The following is a 21,197-nucleotide window of genomic DNA, read 5'->3' as shown; positions in this document are numbered from 1 at the left end:
GCGCTGGGGAAGGGCCGTTCGGCGATCTGTGGACAACTCCGCCTGTGCCGTGCGGCCTGTGGACAACTCTGCCCGCGCAATGCGGGCCATGGGCAACATCGCCCGCGCGCTGCCGGCTTTGGACAAAGCGCGGGCCGCGCGGTGAGCGGGCTCCTCATCGCCGGCACCACCTCCGATGCCGGCAAGAGCCTCGTCACCGCCGGGGTCTGCCGGTGGCTGGCCCGCCGCGGCGTGCGCGTCGCGCCCTTCAAAGCCCAGAACATGTCCAACAACTCCATGGTCTGCGCCGACGGCGCCGAGATCGGGCGCGCCCAATGGCTGCAGGCCCGCGCCGCCCGTGTCGAACCCGAAGCCGCCATGAACCCCGTCCTGCTCAAGCCCGGCAGTGACCGGCGCAGCCACGTCGTCGCGCTCGGGAAACCCTTCGGCACCCTCGAAGCCGGCGAGTACGCCACCGGGCGCGCCGGACTGGCCGAGATCGCCTTCGGTGCCTTCCGGGACCTCAGCGGGCGCTACGACGTCGTCGTCTGCGAAGGGGCCGGGAGCCCCGCCGAGATCAACCTGCGCGGCGGGGACTACGTCAACATGGGGCTCGCCCGGCGGTTCGGGCTGCCCGTGCTCGTCGTCGGCGACATCGACCGCGGCGGCGTCCTCGCCGCCATGTTCGGCACCCTCGCCCTGCTGTCGGCCGAGGACCAGGCGCTCGTCGCCGGCTGGGTGGTCAACAAGTTCCGCGGCGATGTCGGCCTGCTGCGGCCCGGCCTCGACAGCCTCGAGAAGGTGACCGGCCGGCCGGTGCTCGGCGTGCTCCCGTGGCTCGACCGCGTCTGGATCGACTCCGAGGACGCCCTCGCCGCCGCGGGCTGGCGCCGGGAGGCCCACGGCCGCGGCCTGCGGGTGGCCGTCGTGCGGTTCCCGCGCGCGTCCAACGCCACCGACGTCGACGCGCTCGCCGCCGAACCCGGCGTCACCGTCACGCTCACCGCCGACCCGGACGTCGTCGCGGATGCCGACGTCGTCGTGCTGCCCGGGTCGCGCGCCACCGTCACCGACCTCGCGTGGCTGCGCGACCGCGGGCTCGACACGGCGGTCGCGGCCCGCGCCGCCGCCGGCCGGCCGGTGCTCGGCATCTGCGGCGGCTACCAGATGCTCGCCGAGTCCATTGTGGACGACGTCGAGTCCGGCGCGGGCGAGGTGCCCGGCCTCGGCCTGCTGCCGGCCCGGGTGACGTTCGACGAGGAGAAGGTGCTCGCCCGCCCGACGGGAACGTGGCGCGGCGCCCCCGTCGAGGCGTACGAGATCCACCACGGCTCGGTGACGCCCCGAGCGCCCCTGGAGTCCTTTTTGGACGGAGTTCGCGCCGGCGCGGTCTGGGGCACGATGTGGCACGGCGCCTTCGAGAACGACGCGTTCCGCCGCGCCTGGCTCACGGAGGCGGCGGCCCAGTCCGGCGTCGAGTGGACCCCGGCGCCGGACGCTCCCGGCTTCGCGGACCTGCGCGAGCAGATGCTGGACAAGCTGGCCGACGCGATCGACGAGCACCTCGACACGGCGGCGCTGAGCACCCTGCTGGAGCTGGGCGCCCCGAGGGACCTGCCGTTCGTCCCGCCCGGCGCGCCCTGACGATCAGGGCCGGACGGGCCCGGTGAGCTTCCCGCTGATCTGCCGCACGGTGCAGACCGTCTCGCGGGCCCCGGCGTTCCAGGACGACTCGGTCGGGACGTGCGCGGCGAACTCGATGCCGGGCGGCGTGGTGCCCCCGGTGAAGGACGCGGCCGCCGCGATCCGGCACACCGGCTGCGCCAGTTCCTGCAGCGCGGTGAGCCCGGGGTAGGTCTCGTTCCCGTTGCCGACGTCGACCCGCGCGGCGATCTGCTCGTCGTGCGGCAGGTCGCAGGCGGCCCTGATCACCTGCGCGCTGTCCGCGTCGGAGTCCAGGCAGTCGCCGATCGCCATGGTGTCGATGTAGTCCGGGGCCGCCGCCGCGTGCTTGGCCTGCTGCGGCGTGATCGCCACCAAGCCGCCGATGGTCCAGAGCACGCTGAGCACCAGCCCGGCGATCGCCAGGCCGGTGCCGTCCCGGCCGGTGCGGCCGATCCGGGTCAGGGCGCGGATCCCGAAGCCGACGGCGAGCGGGACCACGCCGAGCAGCCCCAGGACGAACGCCGTGATCGCGAACCCGTCGGTCCCGGGGGACTCGACGGGTCCGCGGACGGTCGTCTGGGCGTGGCTGGACAGCGTCGAGCGCGTCTCGTCGAACAAGGGTCCCCCTCCGGAATCCCCCGACCCGGCGGGGGAATCCTAGAGGGCGAAGCTCACGACGCGGCGACGACGGTCTTCTTGTTCAACGCCCTCTCTGCGAAGGCGCCGAACGCCAGGCCGAGCGCCAGCCAGAGCGTCACCTGCGTGCCGACCGACGCCGTCCGGAAGCTCCACAGCGTCGAGGCCGGGAAGTCCGCCGGGACCTCGTCGACCGCCGGCATCAGCCAGGCCACCACGCCGATCACGACGAGGTAGCCCGCCGCGGCCAGGAGGAAGCCGTTCCACGCTCCGAAGCGGTCCGCGAGCTTGCGGCCGAACACCGTCGCGAGGATGCCCACCAGCAGCGAGACCGCGACGAACCCGAAGTACAGCTCGGTGCGCGAGCCGATCGTGCCCGGCTGGCCGACCGCCGGTGGGTTGGCCGGGTACTTCAGGAACGGCACCAGGAACACCACCGCGAACGCGCCGCCGGTGAGCAGCAACGCCGTCACGCGGGGGCGGAGGTTGCCGAGGCGGCCCTGGGCGAACGCGAAGGCCAGCGAGAGCAGGCCGCCGATCGCGACGCCGTAGACCAGCACGCCGGTCAGCAGCCCGACGGTGCTCTGGATGTCCCGCGGGACTAGCTCTTCTTCGTGTTCCTCGGCCGGAGCCGGGGTGGCGCCCGCATCGTGCGAATGGGAGTGGCCGCCGGACTCTTCGAGGCCGATCGCCGTGTTGACCGACGGCTCACCGAAGGCGTAGGCGAACCCGAACGCGAGCACGCCGGCGATCAGGCCCGCGAGCATGCCGCGGACCAGCAAGGTCTTCATCATTTGGAGTCGTGCCGCCGCTCAGTGGCAGGGGAAGGCCAGCAGGTGCCGGCCGTCGTGCACGAACTCGTGGACGTACATGTTCGCGAACACCGACGTGGCGCCCTGCTCGGCGCTGACGAAGTACAGCGCGATCAGGGCGAGGAGCACCACGAACACCGCCCACGGCACGATCTCACGGATCGGGATGCGAATCGGGAGCGGGACGGCGGGAGCTGCCGTGTGGGACATGAGCGTGGCCTCCTCGGGCTTTCGCGGCCTCATCGGGGTCGGTCACGACGGTCCGGGTCTGGCTTCCCCCTGATGGGGGTCACAGTGGCGCGACCGCGCGGACTTTCACCGCGTTCCGGAATCCGTCGTCTGGCCGGTTGAGCGTAGGTCCGCCGTTCGGGCTGCGTCAATGTGACAATGCCGCGGTGACTCGAATGGTGGCGGCCCTCGATGTGGGCGGGACGACGATCAAGGCGGCGTTGCTCGACGAGCAGTTGCAGCCCAAGGCGACGCTGCGGGCGGAGACGGCCCGCAGCGCGGACGGCACGGCGCTGGCCGCGCAGGTCGCGGAGATCGTGACGGCGCTGGCGGAGCAGGCGGGCACCGGGCGGCCGTCGGCGGTGGGCGTGGTCGTGCCGGGGATCGTCGACGAGGAGACCCGCGTCTGCCACTTCTCGGCCAACCTCGACTGGCGCGAGGTCCCCTTCGGCGAGTTGCTGGAGGGACGGCTCGGGCTGCCGGTGGCGTTCGGCCACGACGTGACGGCGGGCGGCATCGCCGAGTTCCGCGTGGGCGCGGGCCAGGGCGCGACGAACGCGGCGTTCATCCCGGTCGGCACCGGCATCGCGGCGGCGCTGCTGCTCGACGGCCGGATCCACCGCGCGCACGGGCAGGCGGGCGAGGTCGGGCACATCGACGTGGGCCACCCGGGCAAGTGCGGCTGCGGCGCGACGGGCTGCCTGGAGGCGATCTCCTCGGCGGCGGCGATCGCCAGGAGGTACACGGAGAGAACAGGCCGCCCGGCCGACGGGGCGCGTGAGGTGGTGGAGCTGGCCCGCCACGGCGACGAGGTGGCGGTGGCGGTGGTCCAGGACGCGTTGGACGGTCTGGGGCACGGGATCCGGACGCTGCTGACGTTGCTGGGCCCGGAGGTGATCGTGCTCGGGGGAGGACTGTTCACGGCGGCGGATTACGTGCTGGAGCCGGTTCGGGAGTGGCTGGCCGCGCATTTGACGTTCCAGCGGATGCCGGAGCTGCGGATCGCCAAGCTGGGGGACGAGGCCGGCCGGCTGGGGGCGGGGTTGCTGGCGCTGGACTTGCTGAAGGGCTGACCGGTCGACCGCCGCCGAGCCGGGCGGGTGTGGGTTGGCGGGCGCTGGCGGCCGGGTGGGTGTGGGTTGGCGGGCGCTGGCGGGCTGCGCGGGTGTGGGTTGGCGGGCGCTGGGGCGTTGGGCGGGTGTGGATTGGCGGCCGCCGCCGGGCCGGGCGGGTGTGGTTGGCGGGCGTTGGCGGGCTGCGCGGGTGTGGGGTGGCGGGCGCTGGGGCGGTGGGCGGGTGTGGATTGGCGGCCGCCGCCGGGCCGGGCGGGTGTGGTTGGCGGGCGTTGGCGGGCTGCGCGGGTGTGGGTTGGCGGGCGCTGGGGCGTTGGGCGGGTGTGGATTGGCGGGCGCTGGCGGGCCGGGTGGGTGCGAGTTGGCGGGCGCTGGCGGGCTGCGCGGGTTTGGGATGGCAGGCTGCGTGGGCGTGAGTTGGCGGGCGGCGAGCCGGCTGGTCAAGGCCTCGCGACATCCCGCCAACCCAACCTTCCGGACCCGGCCCACCCCGGAATCCCGCCCCCAACCCCGCCCGGCAGCCCGCGCCGGCGGTCGAACCTCTCAGAGCGCCCGCAGGAACGCCAACGACGGCATGAAGAAGTACTCCCCGCCCCGCAAACTCACCGCTTGCGGCACCGGCTCAGCCGTCCGCTGCGTCGAGCCGCCCCACTCCACCGTGTACTCCGACGTCCCCCGTTCACCCTGGCCGATCACCGGGTCCAGCCCCGGGGTCACGCCCTCGACGATCGGGAAGCCCGGGTTGTCCGCCCAGACCGCCTGCGTGAACTCGAACTGGTTGCCCAGCACCGAATTGAACGCCATGAACAACAACCCCACGCCGCCACTGGGCCGCGCCGAAGGGGGTACCTCCGCGTTCGGGTCGTCCGGACGCTCGCCGTACGTGACACCGCGACGCGCCATCAAGTGCAAGCGCTCGCCCGCCGGGTCCTCCGCTCCTCCCGAGCCTCGCGGGTTCGTCTTGCGGATGTGCGCCTGGAACGGGCACTTCAGCGCCGCGCGGTCGCTGTCGTACGTGAAATTGTTCGACACCGGGCTTTCCGCGCCGTCTTCGCGCTGGGTCGTCAACGGCGTTCCGTCCTCGAACCGGCCGATCAGCATCGCGCCCGCGCGCTCGCGGTCGTCGCCCGTCAAGCCGAGTGTGTCGGCCAAGTCCGCCTCTGCCTGCTTGAACCGCCGGACGTTCTGCTCCAGCTTGCGGAAGACGAAGTAACTGCCGAAGTGCACGCCCGGATCCGGGGCCGCGGTGTCCGGCACCAGCACCTGGGCCAGCGGCGCCGCCGGATTCCACACGTTGATGCCGTCCGTGTTGTTCTTCTCTGAGTCGACGTCCTCAGTAAGAAACAACGGCTGGCTCCGGCCGTCGACGTACCCGAAGTGCTCGATGCCCTCGCCGCGCGCGTTGACGCGGCCGAGACCCGTTTCCTCCGCCAGCACCGTGACCGAGTCCGGCAGCAGGCCGAGGATCTCGTTGCGCCGCGCGGTCATCGCCTTGTCCGTCGCGTCGCCGATCAGCACCACCGCGTGGATTTCGCCGTGGTAACCCGGATCGAACGTCGAGCGCGGCGGGTCGTTCAGCCGCCGCCGCGTCTCCGGTGCCGCCATTCCGCGCCGGAACGACTCGTCCGCCGGGAAGTTCTCGACACCGAGGACGCCGTACCCGGCCGCGGTCAGCCCGACACCGACGTACGGCGTGCCCGCCGCGCCGGCGTCCTTGAACGCGCCGACCTCTTCGAGGTGTTGCTTGGCAGACTTCATCTTCCCGGTGACCGAGACCAGGAACGCCCGGGCCTCCGCCGCGTCGCCGAATCCCAGCAGCAGCGCGGAAAGGTGGTCGCGGACGTGGGCCTTCAGGATGTTCGGCTGCAGTTCGCCGAGCATCACCTCGGCGTCCCCGGTCGCGGTGGTCCAGGACAGCGTGGTGGACAGGTCGACACTCATTGCGGGCTCCCCTCCCGTGTGAAACGGGCGCACGCCCGGCCGAAGCTCCCCCTCGCCGGTGCGTGCCCCCTGCAACCAGGCTGCCCTCGCCGTCCCGTCGCGTGCCACCGAAACCACGGCATTCACACGAAAGATTAAGTTGAACGCGGAATCTGTTCGCCCGCAACGAAAAACGCGGGCCCCGGAAACCGGGACCCGCGTTCTTCTCCGGCTAGCGGATCAGTACCACCACTGCGACTTGCCGCCCGCGATGTAGTCCCACAGCTGCAGCCGCGTGCCGTTGGCGCCGACCGAGCCCTCGCCGGTCAGGTACCGGTTGTTCTGCGGGCTCTGCAGCCGCAGGTAGCCCTCCGGGTTCACGGTGTCGGCCCACCACTGGTTCTTGGCGCCGGCGCGGTAGTCCCACAGCTGGACCTTGGTGCCGTTGGCGCCGGCCGTGCCGAGGTCGGCGTCGAGGTAGCGGCCGCTCTGCACGTTCTGGAAGCGCAGGTAGCCCTCCGGGATGCGGGTGACGTAGAACGCCTGGTTCGCGGCGTACACGTCGCAGTCCCACAGCTGCATCTTCGTGCCGTTGCCGCCGATCGTGCCCAGGTCGGCGTCCCAGCAGCGGCCGAAGGCGGCCGACTCGATCAGGTACGCGTCCGCCTCGGCGACCTGCGCGCCCGCGACGCCGGCGGTGGACTTGTGCGCGGCCCCCACCTTCGCCGGCCGCAGCTTGATCCCGCCGGCGAGCGCCGAGACCGCGGTGCCCTTGCCGTCGGCGGGCGCCGCGCCGGCCTGCGGAACGGCGACCAGGCCGAACAGGCCCGCCGCCGCGGCGACCGTGACCATCAGCCGCTTCATCTTCGTCATGCTTCCCCTTTTCGTCGGTTCACCCGTGCTGACGAAAGGGCGCCACCCAGCTCCGGGCCCGTGCGGACCCGGCGCGTGGTCGTGCCGGCGAATCCCCCTCGTCGAGACCGTCAAACCCCCGAAAGCGGTCTCTCGGACCATCATTCAGTGCGGTTCCGTCGTCGTCGAGGTCATTTCCGTGAGGGGCCAAAACGCACGTCAGGCGTGTAACAGAACGGAACCGGCGCCGATACAGGGACAGACCCGGGGGGAGTGGCGTGCGCATCGAGCTGACCTTGCCCGACCTCGTCCGCGTCGGGCTCGCCGCCGCGGCCGACCCGATGGGGGAGCTCGCCTCGAGCCTGCAGGTCCTGCAGCGCCGCGACGGCGGCCGCACCGCCGCTTCAGGCGCGTTCAACCGGTGGCGGTACCGCGTGTGGCAGAGCCTGCCCGATTCGGCCGCGGTGCTGATGTGGCTCTGCCGGCCGGACGCGCCGCTGCCGGGCTTCCTGCTGCCCGCGGCGGGGCGCTACGAGCTGGAGTCCGGGCTCGCGGCGGTGCTGAAGACGGATCCGCTGAGCCTGAAGACGGCGTTGCGCACGGCGCCGGCCGGCCGTGACCTGCCGTCGTGGGCCGCCGCGCTCGCCGACGGCGACACCGCCGGCCTCCCGCGATTGGTCCAGGCCCTGCGCGACTACCACGAACTCGCGATCGCCCCCGGCTGGGAGACGCTGTCCGGCCAGGTGGACGCGGACCTCGGGATGCGCACGCAGCTGCTGCTCCACGGGGGCGTCGACGCGCTGCTGACCGGCCTGCGCCCGCTGGTGCGCTGGGAGGCGCCCGAGCTGGAGACCGACGACCGGATCCCCGGCACGGTGCCGTCGGAGGGCACGGGCCTGCTGCTGGTGCCGACGTACTTCTCGGTGTGCCCGGGCCTGGTCCCGGCGGCCCCGGGCGGCACGCCGCGGCTGCACTACCCGTGCGTCCGCCAGGCCGCCCCGCCGGCCGGCTTCGGCCGCGGCGCGCACCGGGCGTCCGGCAAGGCGCTGGCGGACCTGCTGGGCCCGACCCGCGCGGCGGCGCTGGCGGTCCTGGCGGTGGGCTGCTCGACGTCGGAGCTGGCGGCGCGGCTGGGCGTCACGCCGTCGGCGGTCAGCAAGCACACGACGGTGCTGCGGCGGGCCGGGCTGATCACCACGCACCGGGAGCGGAACACGGTGCTGCATTCGCTCACGCCGCTGGGAAGCGCTCTCCTGGACACCTGACGGCCGGGGGCGCCGTCATGAACGACTCGTTCAGCGCACTGGACGTCATGAACGACTCTTTCATGACGTCGGCTCACCGTAACCCGGCAGCGGCTTCCACCAGCTCGGCCAAGGCTTCCCGGGCCAGTTCGCCGAAACCCCGTTCGTTCGCCGGTTCCACCCAGCGCGCGAAGCCCGTCGTGAACGCCAAGCCGCCGATCTCCGCCGCCAGGCTCGCTGCCGGGTCCGAGACTTCACGAGCGCGCAACGCGGAAGCCATCGCGCCCCTGAGCTTCGCGCGCTTCAGCAACTCCCTCTCGCGGAGGTCCGGCTGGCCCGCGACCACCCGCTGGACCTTCGCCGCCCACTCCCGCCAGTCCGCGTCGAAGACCGCCTCGACCGCCGTCAGCGCCGCCGAGATCGCCTCGATCGGCGTCGCGGACCCGGGGGCCGCGGTGATCGCGTCCGCGAGGAGGCCGCTCAGGACGTCCTGACCCGCGAACAGCACCTCGCGCTTGTCCCCGAAGTGCCGGAAGAACGTCCGCTTGGTCAGTCCCGCCCGTTCGGTGATCTCCGCGACCGTCACGGCGTCGTAGCCGCGCTCGAGGAACGACTCCACCGCGGCGCGCACCAGCCGCTCGCGTGTGTTCGGCTCCCAGCGGCTCATGACGTCCAGCCTAAGCGATGACACCCGGTGTCGTCACACGTGCTACGGTTGATGGCACCAGGTGTCATCACAGGGAGGTTCCTCATGCGTGTCTTCGTCACCGGGGCGTCCGGCTGGATCGGCCGGACCCTCGTCCCCGAGCTGATCGACGCCGGCCACGACGTCGTCGGGCTCGCCCGGTCGGACGCCTCGGCGGAGGTCGTCGCGAAGACCGGCGCCGACGTGCTTCGCGGCGACCTGGACGACCTCGAAACCCTCCGGAAGGGCGCCGCCGATGCCGACGGTGTCGTCCACCTCGCCTTCGGCCACGACTTCAGCCGGATGGAAGAGGCCATCCGCACCGACGCGGCGCTCGTCGAGGCGCTGGGCGAGGTGCTCGAAGGCAAGGCGTTCGTCGCCGCCTCGGGGACGCCGATCGTGCCCGGCCGGACCGTCACCGAGCAGGACGACCCGGTCGGCTTCGGGCCGGTCGCGGGCCGCGCCGAGGTCGCGAGGTCGGTGCTGAAGACGGCGGACCGCGGCGTGCGCGCGTCCGTCGTGCGGCTGCCGCGGTCGGTGCACGGCGAAGGGGACGCCCACGGGCTCATCGCGCGGCTGGTCGGCCTCGGCCGGGAGAAGGGCATCGCTGCGTACGTCGGCGACGGCTCGCAGCGCTGGCCCGCGGTGCACGTCGCCGACGCCGCCCACCTGTTCCGCCTCGCGCTGGAGCAGGCGCCGGCGGGCTCGGTGCTGCACGCGGTGGGCGACGAAGGCGTGGCGATCCGGGACGTCGCCGAGGTGGCCGGACGCCGCCTCGGCCTGCCACCCACGTCCGTCGAGGCCGGCGAACTCGGGTTCCTGGGTCCGATCCTGGCGATCGACCAACCCGCGTCGAGCGGACGGACGCGGGCGCTGCTCGGCTGGCGGCCGGAGCGCCCGGGGCTGCTCGACGACCTCGAAAACGGTTACTACGGCTGAGAAGTGGGACAGCGCCGGCGGAGGTGGCGACAGTGACACCCCCGCCGGCGCCGGGTTCTAGGCGATCGGCCGGTCCGTCGGCGCGATCGGGGCGGGCAGGACGTCCCGCCCGGTCAGGTAGGCGTCCACGCCGGCCGCCGCGCTGCGGCCCTCCGCGATCGCCCACACGATCAGGGACTGGCCGCGGCCCATGTCACCGGCCACGAACACGTTGTCCAGGCTCGTCTTGAACGCCTTGTCGCGGGCGACGTTGCCCCGCGCGTCCAGCTCGACGCCGAGGTCCTCGAGCAGGCCCTTCTTCTGCGGTCCGAGGAAGCCCATCGCCAGCAGGACGAGCTGCGCGGGCAGCTCGCGTTCGGAGCCTTCGACGGGGACGAACTTGCCGCCTTCGTTGCGCACCTCGACCAGCTTCAGCGCGCGCACCCGGCCGGCGTCGTCACCCAGGAACTCCTGCGTGTTCACCGCGTACAGCCGCTCGCCGCCCTCTTCGTGCGCCGAGGACACCCGGTAGATCATCGGGTACGTCGGCCACGGGTGCGCGTCCGAACGCGACTCCGGCGGCTTCGGCATGATCTCCAGCTGCGTCACCGAACGAGCGCCCTGGCGGTGCGACGTCCCGACGCAGTCCGCGCCCGTGTCACCGCCGCCGATCACGACGACGTCCAGGCCGGAAGCGTCGAACGGCGACTTCTCCAGCTCGCCCGAAGCGACCCGGTTGGCCGGCGGCAGGAACTCCATGGCCTGGTGGATGCCGTCGAGCTCGCGGCCGGGGATCGGCAGGTCGCGCCAGTCGGTCGCGCCACCCGCGAGCACCACCGCGTCGTACGACGACTGAAGCTCCGAAGCCGTGATGTCCACGCCGACGTTCACCGACGTCCGGAACTCCGTGCCCTCGGCGCGCATCTGGTCGAGGCGCCGGTCGAGGCGGGACTTCTCCATCTTGAACTCGGGGATGCCGTAGCGCAGCAGCCCGCCGATCTTGTCGGCCCGCTCGAGGACCACGACGCTGTGGCCCGCGCGCGTGAGCTGCTGCGCCGCGGCGAGTCCCGACGGGCCGGACCCGACGACCGCGACCTTCTTGCCCGTGAGCGCGACGGGCACCTGGGGCGTCACCCAGCCCTCGTCGAAGGCGCGGTCGATGATCGAGATCTCGACGCGCTTGATCGTCACCGGGTCGTCGTTGATCCCGAGCACGCACGCGGTTTCGCACGGGGCAGGGCACAGCGTGCCGGTGAACTCCGGGAAGTTGTTGGTCGCGTGCAGCCGTTCGATCGCCTGCTGCCAGTCCTCGCGCCAGGTCAGCGTGTTCCACTCGGGGATGAGGTTCCCGAGCGGGCAGCCCTGGTGGCAGAACGGGATCCCGCAGTCCATGCACCGGCCGGCCTGCTTCTGCAGCTTCGTCGTGGCGAAGTCTTCGTAGACCTCTCGCCAGTCCATCAGCCGCAGGTCGACCGGGCGGCGCTTCGGCTCTTCGCGGGTGGTGGTCAGAAAGCCCTTGGGGTCAGCCATGTGCGGCCTCCATGATCGCCTCGTTCACGTCGCGCCCGTCGCGCTCGGCCTGCACCTGGGCGGCGAGCACGCGCTTGTAGTCCTTCGGCATGACCTTCCCGAAGCGGTCGACGCCCGCGTCCCAGTCGGCCAGCAGCTCCCGCGCGACGGCGGATTCCGTTTCGTCGTAGTGCTTTTCCAGCGTCTCGCGCAGGAAGTCCGCGTCCTCGGAGTCGAGCGGGTCGAGGTCGACCATCTCCGGGTTGACGCGGTGCGCGGGCAGGTCCAGCACGTAGGCGATGCCGCCGGACATGCCGGCCGCGAAGTTGCGCCCGATCGGGCCGAGCACGACCATCCGGCCGCCGGTCATGTACTCGCCGCCGTGGTCGCCGACGCCTTCGACGACGGCCAGCGCGCCCGAGTTGCGCACGCAGAACCGCTCGCCGACCTTGCCGCGGATGAAGATCTCGCCGCTCGTGGCGCCGTAGGCGATGACGTTGCCGGCGATGATGTGGTCCTCGGCGGCGATCCGCGCCTCCTTCGGCGGGCGCACGATCAGCCGGCCGCCGGAGAGGCCCTTGCCGACGTAGTCGTTGCCGTCGCCGTAGAGCCGCAGCGTGATGCCCTTCGGCACGAACGCGCCGAACGACTGACCCGCGGTCCCGGTGAAGGTGACGTCGATGGTGTCGTCGGGCAGGCCTTCGCCGCCCCACCGCTTGGTCAGCTCGGAGCCGAGCATCGTGCCGACGGTCCGGTTGACGTTGCGGACCGGGAGTTCCAGCCGCACCTTGTCGCCGGAGTTCAACGCACCCTCGGCCAGCTGGATCAGCGTGTTGTCGAGGGCCTTCTCCAGGCCGTGGTCCTGCAGCGTCTGCTGCAGCCGCAGCCCGGCCGGGGCCATGTCCGGCACGTGGAAGATCGGCGACAGGTCGAGCCCGGCCGCCTTCCAGTGGTCGATCGCCTTGCGCTTGTCGAGGAACTCGGCGTGCCCGACCGCCTCGGCGATCGACCGGAAACCGAGCTCCGCCAGGTACTCGCGCACTTCCTGGGCGATGAACTCGAAGAAGTTGACGACGTACTCGGCCTTGCCGCTGAACTTCTCGCGCAGCTTCGGGTTCTGCGTCGCGACACCGACCGGACACGTGTCGAGGTGGCAGACGCGCATCATGATGCAGCCGGACACCACCAGCGGCGCGGTCGCGAAACCGAACTCCTCGGCGCCGAGCAGCGCCGCGACGACGACGTCCCGCCCGGTCTTGAGCTGGCCGTCGGTCTGCACCACGATCCGGTCGCGCAGCCGGTTGGCCAGCAGCGTCTGCTGCGTCTCGGCCAGGCCCAGTTCCCACGGGCCACCGGCGTGCTTGATGGACGACAGCGGCGACGCGCCCGTCCCGCCGTCGTGACCGGAGATGAGCACGACGTCGGCGTGCGCCTTGGAGACGCCGGCCGCGACCGTGCCGACGCCGACCTCGGACACGAGCTTCACGTGGATGCGCGCGTTCGGGTTGGCGTTCTTCAGGTCGTGGATCAGCTGCGCCAGGTCCTCGATCGAGTAGATGTCGTGGTGCGGCGGCGGCGAAATCAGGCCCACGCCCGGCGTCGAGAACCGCGTCTTCGCGATCCACGGGTACACCTTCGCGCCGGGCAGCTGCCCGCCCTCGCCGGGCTTCGCGCCCTGCGCCATCTTGATCTGGATGTCGTCGGCGTTGACGAGGTACTCGCTCGTGACGCCGAAGCGGCCGGACGCGACCTGCTTCACGGCGCTGCGGCGCTCCGGGTCGTACAGCCGCTCGGCGTCTTCGCCGCCCTCACCGGTGTTCGACTTGCCGCCGAGGCGGTTCATCGCGATGGCGAGCGTCTGGTGCATCTCCATCGAGATCGAGCCGTAGGAGATGGCGCCGGTGGCGAACCGCTTGACGATCTCCGAGACCGGCTCTACCTCCTCGATCGGCACCGGCGCGCGCTTGCCGTACTTGAAGTCGAACAGCCCGCGCAGCGTCAGCAGCTTCTCGGCCTGGTCGTCGACGGCCTTCGTGTACTCCTTGAAGATCTCGTACTTCCCGGACCGCGTGGAGTGCTGCAGCTTGAACACGGTCTGCGGGTTGAACAGGTGCGGCTCGCCCTCGCGGCGCCACTGGTAGTCCGCGCCGGTCTCGAGCTCGCGGTGGGCGGCCCGGACGCCGTCGGCCGGGAACGCGTACTTGTGCCGCTTCGCGACCTCGTCGGCGAGAGTCTCGAAGCCGACGCCGCCGAGGCGGGACGTCGTGCCGGTGAAGCAGTTGTCGATGACCTCTTCGCCGAGCCCGATCGCCTCGAAGATCTGCGCGCCGGTGTAGGACGCGACGGTCGAGACACCCATCTTGGACATCGTCTTGCGGACGCCCTTGCCGAGCGCCTTGATCAGGTTGTACGTCGCTTCCTTCGGCGTGACACCCGGGATCAGGCCCTGGTGGGCCATCTCCTCGACGGTCGCCATCGCCAGGTACGGGTTCACCGCGGCGACGCCGTAGCCGATGAGCAGCGCGATGTGGTGCACCTCGCGCGCGTCGCCGGCCTCGACGATGAGGCCGACCTGCGTGCGCGTCTTCTCACGGACGAGGTGGTGGTGCACCGCGCCGGTCAGCAGCAGCGACGGGATCGGCGCGTGGTTTTCGTCGACCCCGCGGTCGGACAGCACGATCAGCCGGGCGCCGTCCTCGATCGCCTCCGACACCTCGGCGCGGATCTCGTCGAGGCGCTTGACCAGCGCCTCGCCGCCGCCGTGGACGTTGTAGCGGCCGAGCACGGTGACGGCCTGGAACTCGGGCAGGTCGCCGTCGTCGTTGACGTGCACCAGCTTGGCGAGCTGGTCGTTGTCGAGCACCGGGAACGGCAGCACGATCCGGCGGCACGACGAGGCGTCGCCTTCGAGGAGGTTCGGCTCGGCGCCGATCTGCGTGCCGAGCGCGGTGACGAGCTCCTCCCGGATGGCGTCCAGCGGCGGGTTCGTCACCTGGGCGAACAGCTGGATGAAGTAGTCGAACAGCAGCCGCGGCCGGCTGGACAGCGTCGCGATCGGCGAGTCGTTGCCCATCGAGCCGATCGGCTCCGCGCCGGTGCGGGCCATCGGCTCGAGGATGGCTTCGAGCTCTTCCTCGGTGTAGCCGAACGCCTGCTGACGGCGGACGAGCGCGGCGTGCAGCGGGACCTCGCGGTCGCGCTCGGGCAGGTCCTCCAGGTGCAGGAGACCGGCCTCGACCCACTCGTCGTACGGGTGCGCGGTGGCCAGCTCGGTCTTGATCTCCTCGTCCTCGACGATCCGGCCCTCGGCGGTGTCCACGAGGAACATCCGTCCGGGCTCGAGGCGTCCCTTCCGGACGATCGTCGCCGGGTCGATGTCGAGCACGCCGACCTCGGAGGCGAGCACGACGAGGCCGTCGTCGGTCACCCAGTAGCGGCCGGGGCGCAGGCCGTTGCGGTCGAGCACCGCGCCGATCTGGGAGCCGTCGGTGAACGCGACGAGCGCCGGGCCGTCCCACGGCTCCATCAAAGTCGAGTGGAACTCGTAGAAGGCGCGTCGCGCCGGGTCCATCTCCTGGTGGTTCTCCCACGCTTCCGGGATCATCATCAGGACCGCGTGGGGCAGCGAGCGGCCGCCGAGGTGCAGCAGTTCGAGGACCTCGTCGAAGGAGGCCGAGTCGCTGGCGCCGCGCGTGATCACCGGGTAGACGCGCTTGAGGTCGCCCGGGATCAGGTCGGTTTCGAGGAGGGCCTCGCGGGCGTCCATCCAGTTGCGGTTGCCGCGCAGGGTGTTGATCTCGCCGTTGTGCGCGACGTAGCGGTACGGGTGCGCCAGCGGCCACGACGGGAAGGTGTTGGTGGAGAAGCGGGAGTGCACCAGGCCGATGGCGCTGGTGACGCGCTCGTCGGTGAGGTCGGCGAAGAAGCGCTCGACCTGCGGCTCGGTGAGCATTCCTTTGTAGACGATCGTGCGCGAGGACAGCGACGGGAAGTAGACGTCGTCCTCGACGAGCTCGTGCTCGGCGCGCTTGCGCACGCAGAACGCGCTGCGCTCGATGTGCAGCGGGTCCGAGTGCTCCGGCTTCGGGCGGCGCGCGGTGAGGAACAGCTGCGTGAAGTGCGGCATGGTCTCGGCCGCGGTCGGCCCGCAGTGCTCGGTGTGCACCGGCAGCTCGCGCCAGCCGAGGACGCGCATGTCCTCCTCGGCGGCGATGCGCTCGATGGTCGTCATGGCCCGCCCGCGGCGCTTTTCGTCCTGCGGCAGGAAAGCCGTGCCGACGGCGTAGGTGCCCGCCTCGGGGAGCTCGAAGTCCACGACCTCGCGGTAGAACTCGTCCGGGATCTGGATCAGGAGCCCGGCGCCGTCGCCGGTGTCCGGTTCGGCGCCCCGCGCCCCGCGGTGTTCCAGGTTGCGCAACGCGACCAGGGCCTTGGCGACGATCGAATGATCTCGGCGGCCGGTCAGGTCGGCGACGAAGGCGACACCGCAGGCGTCGTGTTCGTAGTCGCTCCGGTAGAGGCCTTCGGCCTCGGCGTTGCTGAGCTGCTGCCCTGCGGGGCGCAGGGAACGGGCACGGTGGGTCACGGCTGGCCGCCTCCCAAGGCGTTGGCGCGACCGGTACTCACCTCATCGAGTGGTTCGAGCTGAACCGGTTAACGAAGTGGTCCGGTACCGCGATGGTCAGTCGAGAACAGTTGCTGTTGTCGGCGTTGGTGGTGTCTCAGTGCAAGATGCCGTGGGGTACCGGCCGAGCGTCGATGCTCGGAAACCGGACGCGGTCATCTGGGAGGCCGCACAACACTGGGCAGCCGAACATGTCGGGTGCTGCGTGCGCGCACAGACCGGCCACTGTGGTGGGGGCCAGTCGGAGCGCGCGGTGTTACTCCCGGGTTCGCCGGGTCTTATGACGATAGTGTGAATTCGCTGTTATCGACATACGTCGTTGCGCCCGGGTGGGAAATGCCACGGTTGCGTTGACGAGTCCCAGGGTAGTCCCATATGTCGGGCTGTCGCTCCCGAAGGTCGGTCATTATCGCCTCTGACCTGCGGAAACGTCTGTCCCAAGTGGTCTGGGGCACGTGTCGCGACGCCGCGCACGGGTGAGAAGCTGGCTGCATGGCGGACGCGTCCGATGACTGATCGTTATCTCTCCGTGGCTCGTTCCGGGGTGCACGAGCTCGAGATCAAGCGCTCCCGGTTCCTCTGCGCGCTCGCTCCGGTGACGTCGGAGGAGGCCGCGCGCGAGTTCATCGCGGCCCGCCGCCGGACCGATCCGGGGGCGCGGCACCACTGCCACGCGTTCGTTTTGGGCGCTGACGGGCGAACCCGGCGGTCCAGTGACGACGGTGAGCCGGCCGGCACCGCGGGCACGCCGATGCTGGAGGTGCTGCGGCGGCGTGAGCTGACCGACACGGTCGCGGTCGTCACGCGCTACTTCGGCGGAGTGCTGCTCGGGGCGGGCGGGTTGATCCGCGCGTACGGTCAGTCCGTTTCGGACGCAGTGGAAGTTGTTGGTGTACTAGAACACCGGCGTCTCAGGCTCGTCGAGGTCGCCGTGAGTTACGACCGCGCGGGCCGGCTGGAGAACGACCTGCGCGCGTCGCCGCACTTGGTCCACGCGACCCGCTACGACGAACTGGCGCGGTTCGAGATCGGCCTGGCGCCGGGGGAGGCGCCGGCTTTCGAAAGCTGGCTGGCGGACCTGACGAACGGCGAGGCGTCGACGACCGAGCTCGGCGACCACTGGGTGGTCCACCGCCGCTGAGTGGTCCGGTCGCGGAACCGCTTGGCGCGCAACGGACTTTCGGTGCTTCCGCCCGAGGGTCCCGCCGTGGCACCATGTCCTGCCACCGAGTTCCGGTACCACTTCGATCCCTGAGCGTTGTCAGCGCGGCGTCCGCCGAGCTGACAACGTTGTCACCACGCCCGACAACGTTGTCGCCCGGCGGAAGCGTGCGACAAGGAGAGGACAGGTTCATGTCCGGACCACTCGCCAGACGGCTGCGCGGAGCCGTGCTCGCCGCGATTCTCGCCGGCGCGGGGCTTTCCACCGTGCCCGCGGCCGCGGCCGACACGTTGGCCCTTACGCAGTACGTGAATCCCTTCATCGGCACGGACAACAGCAACTCCCCGAACCCCGTTCCCGGCGGCGCCGGCGGCAGCACGTACCCCGGCGCCGTCGTGCCGTTCGGGATGGTTCAGTTCAGCCCGGACACCCCGACCGCGTCGCCGTCCGGGTACCGCTACAGCGACACGAGCATCGAGGAGTTCAGCCTCACCCACTTCAACGGCGCCGGCTGCGCCAACAACGAAGACCTCGGCCTGCTGCCGATCACCGGCGCGATCGGGACCTCGCCCGGCACCGGCTGGACCGGATATGCCGGCCGCTACACCAAAGCCAACGAGTCGGCCGCGCCCGGTTATTACAAGAACAAGCTCGACAACTACAACACGACCGTCGAACTTTCCGCGACCAAGCGGTCGGGCTTCATGAAGCTGACCTACCCGAACACGACGTCCGCGCGGCTGCTCGTCAACACCGGCCGCAGCGCCACCGGAAACCGCAGCGGATCGATCTCCATCAACGGCAGCCAGCTCACCGGTTCGGTGACCGGTGGCGGTTTCTGCGGTTCGTCGAAGACCTACCAGATCTACTACGTGATCCAGTTCGACCGCGCGCCCAGCGGGTTCGGCACCTGGCTCGGCGGCACGGTGAACGCCGGTTCCGCGAGCACCAGCGGCACGAACTCCGGCGGCTACGTCACCTTCGACACCTCGAGCACCACGACGGTGCAGGCGAAGGTCGGCATCTCGTTCGTCAGCCTGGCCAACGCGCAGGCGAACCTCGCCGCCGAAAACCCCGGCTTCGACTTCGCCGGGATCCGCGGCGCGGCGGACACGAGCTGGAACGGCGTCCTCAACCGCGTCCAGGTGACCGGAGGCGCGACCGCGGACCTGCAGAAGTTCTACACGGCGCTGTACCACGTCTTCCAGAACCCGAACATCGCCAGCGACACCAACGGCCAGTACCGCGGGTTCGACCAAGCGGTCCACACCGCGTCGCACACCGTCTACCAGAACTACTCCGGCTGGGACATCTACCGGTCGTGGGCCGCGCTCATCGGGTTGGTCGCCCCAGCCGAAGCGAGCGACATCGCGAAGTCGATGGTGCTCGACGGCCAGCAGGGCGGGCTGCTGCCCAAGTGGTCGCACAACAGCAACGAGCACTTCGTGATGACCGGTGACCCCGGGCCGATCATCGTCGGCAGCATGTACGCCTTCGGGGTCCGCGGTTTCGACACCGCGGCGGCGCTGACCTTGATGGACAAGAGCTCCAACGGCGGCACCACGCAGGGCCAGGCGATCCGCGGCCGGCAAAGCGGCTACCTCAGCCGGCACTACGTCTACGAAGACCCGTCGGACTCGCTCGAGTACTCGGCGTCGGACTTCGCGGTGGCGCAGTTCGCGAAAGCCTTGGGCGACACCACGAAGTACACCACGTACATGCAGCGCGCCCAGTGGTGGCAGAACGTGTTCGGCACCGACTCGGGCTACGTCCAGCCGCGCGGCAGCGACGGCAACTGGGCGTGGCCGGTCGTGCCGTCGAGCAACAGCGGCTACACCGAGGGCAACCCGTCGCAGTACACGTGGATGGTGCCCTACAACTACCAGGGCCTGATCAACCTGATGGGCGGCAGGCAGACCGCCGTCCAGCGGCTGGACCACCACTTCACCCAGCTCAACGGCGGCCTCACCCAGCCGTACTTCTACATCGGCAACGAGCCGGAGCACGGCGTGCCGTGGGCGTACAACTACGCCGCTCACCCGCAGGGCGCCAGTTCGGCGGTGCGGCGCGTGATGAACGAATCGTTCACCACCGGCCCGGGTGGTCTGCCGGGCAACGACGACCTCGGCGCGACGTCGGCGTGGTACGTCTTCGCCGCGCTGGGGATGTACCCGGCGACGCCGGGCGCGGACGTCCTGGCCCTGCACGGCCCGCTGTTCCCGTCGGCCTCGATCATCCGCCCGAGCGGCACGATCCAGATCACCGGCTCCGGCGCGGGCCAGGGTGCGCAGTACGTGCAGAGCCTGAGCGTCAACGGGACCGCGACGACCAAGTCGTGGATCCGCTACGGCGACATCGCGGGCGCGTCGACGCTGAACTACACGATGGGCTCGTCGGCGAGCGCGTGGGGCACGAGCACCGCGGACGTCCCGCCGTCGTACAACGACGGGTTCACGCCGCCGCCGGCCGCGCCGGAGCTCGGCGCGAACCTGGCCCAGGGCAAGGCGGCCACGGGCTCGGCGCCGTGCAACTCGGCCGAGGCGCCGGCCCTCGCCGTCGACGGCAGCCTGGCGAACAACAGCAAGTTCTGTTCTCTTGCGGCGACCAAGTACCTGCAGGTCGACCTCGGGTCGGCGCAGAACGTGTCGTCGTTCGTGGTCAAGCACGCGGGCCTGGGCGGTGAGACGACCGGCTGGAACACCGGCGCGTTCACGATCCAGACGTCGACCGACGGCAGCACGTGGACGACGGTCGCTTCGGTGAGCGGGTCGCGGGCCAGCCGCACGTACCACCCGATCACGACGAGGTCGGCCCGGTACGTGAAGCTGAACCTGACGACGCCGACCAACAACGGCGACGGCGCGGCGCGGATCTACGAGTTCGAGGTCTACCGCTGATCCGACGGCTCGCGGGCGCCGGGCGCGGCGCTCGCGAGCCACTCGTCGCGGGTGATGGCGTACTCGACTTCGCCGTGCTCGCTGCCCGGAGCGCGCTCGTGCTCCGGGAACTCCTCGAAGTACGTGCGGACGAACCGCATCCCCAGTTTCTCCATCACCCGGCGCGACCGCTCGTTCACCGTCATGGTGAACGCCGTCACGCGGGTGACCCCCAGTTCGGTGAAGCCCTTCTCGAGCAGGGCCGCCGAGCCTTCGGTCCCGTAACCCTTGCCCCACGCCTTCTGGTGCAGCCGGTACCCCAGTTCCGGTTCGTCCAGCGGATCTTGCGGGCGCGGGCGGAAATGGAACCACCCCAGGAAATCGCCGGTGCTCTTCTCGATCGCCGCCCAGAACCCGTAACCGGGGAAACGCTCGTAGTAACCGAGGAACGCGGGGAGATCCAGGGTGACGATCTCGGTGCGATCCGCCGGCTGTCCCCCATTGAGGTACTTCATCACGGCCGGGTCGTCGTAGAGCTCGAAGAGTGCGTCGGCGTCGTTCTCGGTGAACCGGCGCAAGATCAACCGCTCGGTTTCGAGGAATACGTGCATCGGGTGATGCTGGCAGTAACCCCAGTGTGTGGCAACGCGATTACGCGGCGATGGCGAGGACCTCGCCCAGCGCCAGCGAGCCGGCCTCGGTGAGCACGGCGGCCACGCGCTCGCCGCACTTGCCGGGACTGGCGGGTGCGATCAGGCCGAGCCGCGCGAGGCGGTGCACGGTGGACTGGTCGCAGCAGCTCAGGCCGTCGATGAACAGGTCGGGCTCGCAGCTGCAGCTGATCTCGGCGTGGCCCCCGGCCACGGCTCTCAACGTGGCCCGCTCACGGTGGTTCAACTCGGTGATCATGGCGGAGCCTCCTTCCCGTCGTGACCCATTAGACCGCCCACCACCGACAGTTTTCGCCTCTCAGCGTGCGAACAGGGGTATTTCGAGGGTTTCACTTAGGGGTGT

General features: G+C 70.8%; 16 protein-coding genes. 6 read left to right on the top strand and 10 right to left on the bottom strand.

The window, feature by feature from the left end; translation table 11 throughout:
• Positions 1-141 precede the first annotated feature (141 nt).
• The gene (locus ABFJ78_RS23870) at positions 142-1,623 is read left to right on the top strand and encodes a cobyric acid synthase (RefSeq protein WP_436388571.1); all 1,482 of its coding nucleotides are present in this window, start codon (positions 142-144) and stop codon (positions 1,621-1,623) included.
• 3 nt (positions 1,624-1,626) lie between these two features.
• Here the strand turns inward: ABFJ78_RS23870 and ABFJ78_RS23865 are convergent, their stop codons facing one another.
• Genes ABFJ78_RS23865 through ABFJ78_RS23855 form a run of 3 tightly spaced genes read right to left on the bottom strand, consistent with a single transcriptional unit; the run spans position 1,627 to position 3,302 of the window.
• Complete coding sequence (locus tag ABFJ78_RS23865; RefSeq protein ID WP_436388570.1) at positions 1,627-2,262, bottom strand: septum formation family protein; 636 nt, start codon at positions 2,260-2,262, stop codon at positions 1,627-1,629.
• Positions 2,263-2,315: 53 nt separating this feature from the next.
• The gene (locus ABFJ78_RS23860) at positions 2,316-3,074 is read right to left on the bottom strand and encodes a CbtA family protein (RefSeq protein ID WP_436388569.1); all 759 of its coding nucleotides are present in this window, start codon (positions 3,072-3,074) and stop codon (positions 2,316-2,318) included.
• 18 nt (positions 3,075-3,092) lie between these two features.
• Positions 3,093-3,302 carry a CbtB domain-containing protein gene (locus ABFJ78_RS23855; RefSeq protein WP_372671046.1) on the bottom strand — a complete coding sequence of 70 codons (210 nt, stop codon included), beginning with the start codon at positions 3,300-3,302 and terminating at the stop codon, positions 3,093-3,095.
• Positions 3,303-3,496: 194 nt separating this feature from the next.
• On the opposite strand from ABFJ78_RS23855, the gene ABFJ78_RS23850 reads away from it, so the two are divergent.
• Complete coding sequence (locus ABFJ78_RS23850) at positions 3,497-4,393, top strand: ROK family protein (RefSeq protein WP_436389004.1); 897 nt, start codon at positions 3,497-3,499, stop codon at positions 4,391-4,393.
• 543 nt (positions 4,394-4,936) lie between these two features.
• Here the strand turns inward: ABFJ78_RS23850 and ABFJ78_RS23845 are convergent.
• Positions 4,937-6,334, bottom strand: a complete 1,398-nt coding sequence (locus tag ABFJ78_RS23845) for a Dyp-type peroxidase (RefSeq protein ID WP_436388568.1) — start codon at positions 6,332-6,334, stop codon at positions 4,937-4,939.
• A 219-nt stretch (positions 6,335-6,553) separates the two neighbouring features.
• Entirely contained in the window at positions 6,554-7,186 is a 633-nt protein-coding gene (locus ABFJ78_RS23840) for an RICIN domain-containing protein (protein WP_436388567.1), read from the bottom strand.
• Between the two features lie 257 nt (positions 7,187-7,443).
• Here ABFJ78_RS23840 and ABFJ78_RS23835 point away from each other — a divergent pair, with 257 nt between their 5' ends.
• Entirely contained in the window at positions 7,444-8,430 is a 987-nt protein-coding gene (locus ABFJ78_RS23835; protein WP_436388566.1) for an ArsR/SmtB family transcription factor, read from the top strand.
• 73 nt (positions 8,431-8,503) lie between these two features.
• Here the strand turns inward: ABFJ78_RS23835 and ABFJ78_RS23830 are convergent, their stop codons facing one another.
• A complete protein-coding gene (locus ABFJ78_RS23830) occupies positions 8,504-9,076 on the bottom strand; it encodes a TetR/AcrR family transcriptional regulator (RefSeq protein ID WP_436388565.1) in 573 nt (190 codons plus the stop codon).
• Positions 9,077-9,160: 84 nt separating this feature from the next.
• On the opposite strand from ABFJ78_RS23830, the gene ABFJ78_RS23825 reads away from it, so the two are divergent.
• Entirely contained in the window at positions 9,161-10,033 is an 873-nt protein-coding gene (locus ABFJ78_RS23825) for an SDR family oxidoreductase (protein WP_436388564.1), read from the top strand.
• A 57-nt stretch (positions 10,034-10,090) separates the two neighbouring features.
• Here the strand turns inward: ABFJ78_RS23825 and ABFJ78_RS23820 are convergent, their stop codons facing one another.
• Both ABFJ78_RS23820 and gltB read right to left on the bottom strand, forming a co-directional pair.
• Positions 10,091-11,542 (bottom strand): glutamate synthase subunit beta, encoded by a 1,452-nt coding sequence (locus tag ABFJ78_RS23820; protein WP_436388563.1) that lies wholly within the window; start codon positions 11,540-11,542, stop codon positions 10,091-10,093.
• Positions 11,535-16,106 carry a glutamate synthase large subunit gene (gltB, locus tag ABFJ78_RS23815; RefSeq protein WP_436388562.1) on the bottom strand — a complete coding sequence of 1,524 codons (4,572 nt, stop codon included), beginning with the start codon at positions 16,104-16,106 and terminating at the stop codon, positions 11,535-11,537. Before gltB ends, ABFJ78_RS23820 begins: the two co-directional genes overlap by 8 nt.
• 547 nt (positions 16,107-16,653) lie before the next feature.
• Between gltB and ABFJ78_RS23810 the strand changes: the two genes are divergently transcribed.
• Together ABFJ78_RS23810 and ABFJ78_RS23805 are read left to right on the top strand one after the other, a co-directional pair.
• Positions 16,654-17,286 (top strand): YigZ family protein, encoded by a 633-nt coding sequence (locus ABFJ78_RS23810; RefSeq protein ID WP_436388561.1) that lies wholly within the window; start codon positions 16,654-16,656, stop codon positions 17,284-17,286.
• Positions 17,287-17,498: 212 nt separating this feature from the next.
• Positions 17,499-20,204 carry a GH92 family glycosyl hydrolase gene (locus ABFJ78_RS23805; protein ID WP_436388560.1) on the top strand — a complete coding sequence of 902 codons (2,706 nt, stop codon included), beginning with the start codon at positions 17,499-17,501 and terminating at the stop codon, positions 20,202-20,204.
• Here the strand turns inward: ABFJ78_RS23805 and ABFJ78_RS23800 are convergent.
• Positions 20,195-20,794 carry a GNAT family N-acetyltransferase gene (locus ABFJ78_RS23800; protein WP_436388559.1) on the bottom strand — a complete coding sequence of 200 codons (600 nt, stop codon included), beginning with the start codon at positions 20,792-20,794 and terminating at the stop codon, positions 20,195-20,197. The genes ABFJ78_RS23805 and ABFJ78_RS23800 overlap by 10 nt on opposite strands.
• 40 nt (positions 20,795-20,834) lie before the next feature.
• A complete protein-coding gene (locus ABFJ78_RS23795; RefSeq protein WP_436388558.1) occupies positions 20,835-21,092 on the bottom strand; it encodes a hypothetical protein in 258 nt (85 codons plus the stop codon).
• Positions 21,093-21,197 lie beyond the last annotated feature (105 nt).

Source organism: Amycolatopsis sp. MEPSY49 (genome assembly GCF_051337345.1).
In the GTDB taxonomy this organism is placed as follows: Bacteria; Actinomycetota; Actinomycetes; order Mycobacteriales; family Pseudonocardiaceae; genus Amycolatopsis.
This window is presented reverse-complemented; position numbering and strand designations above follow the sequence as displayed.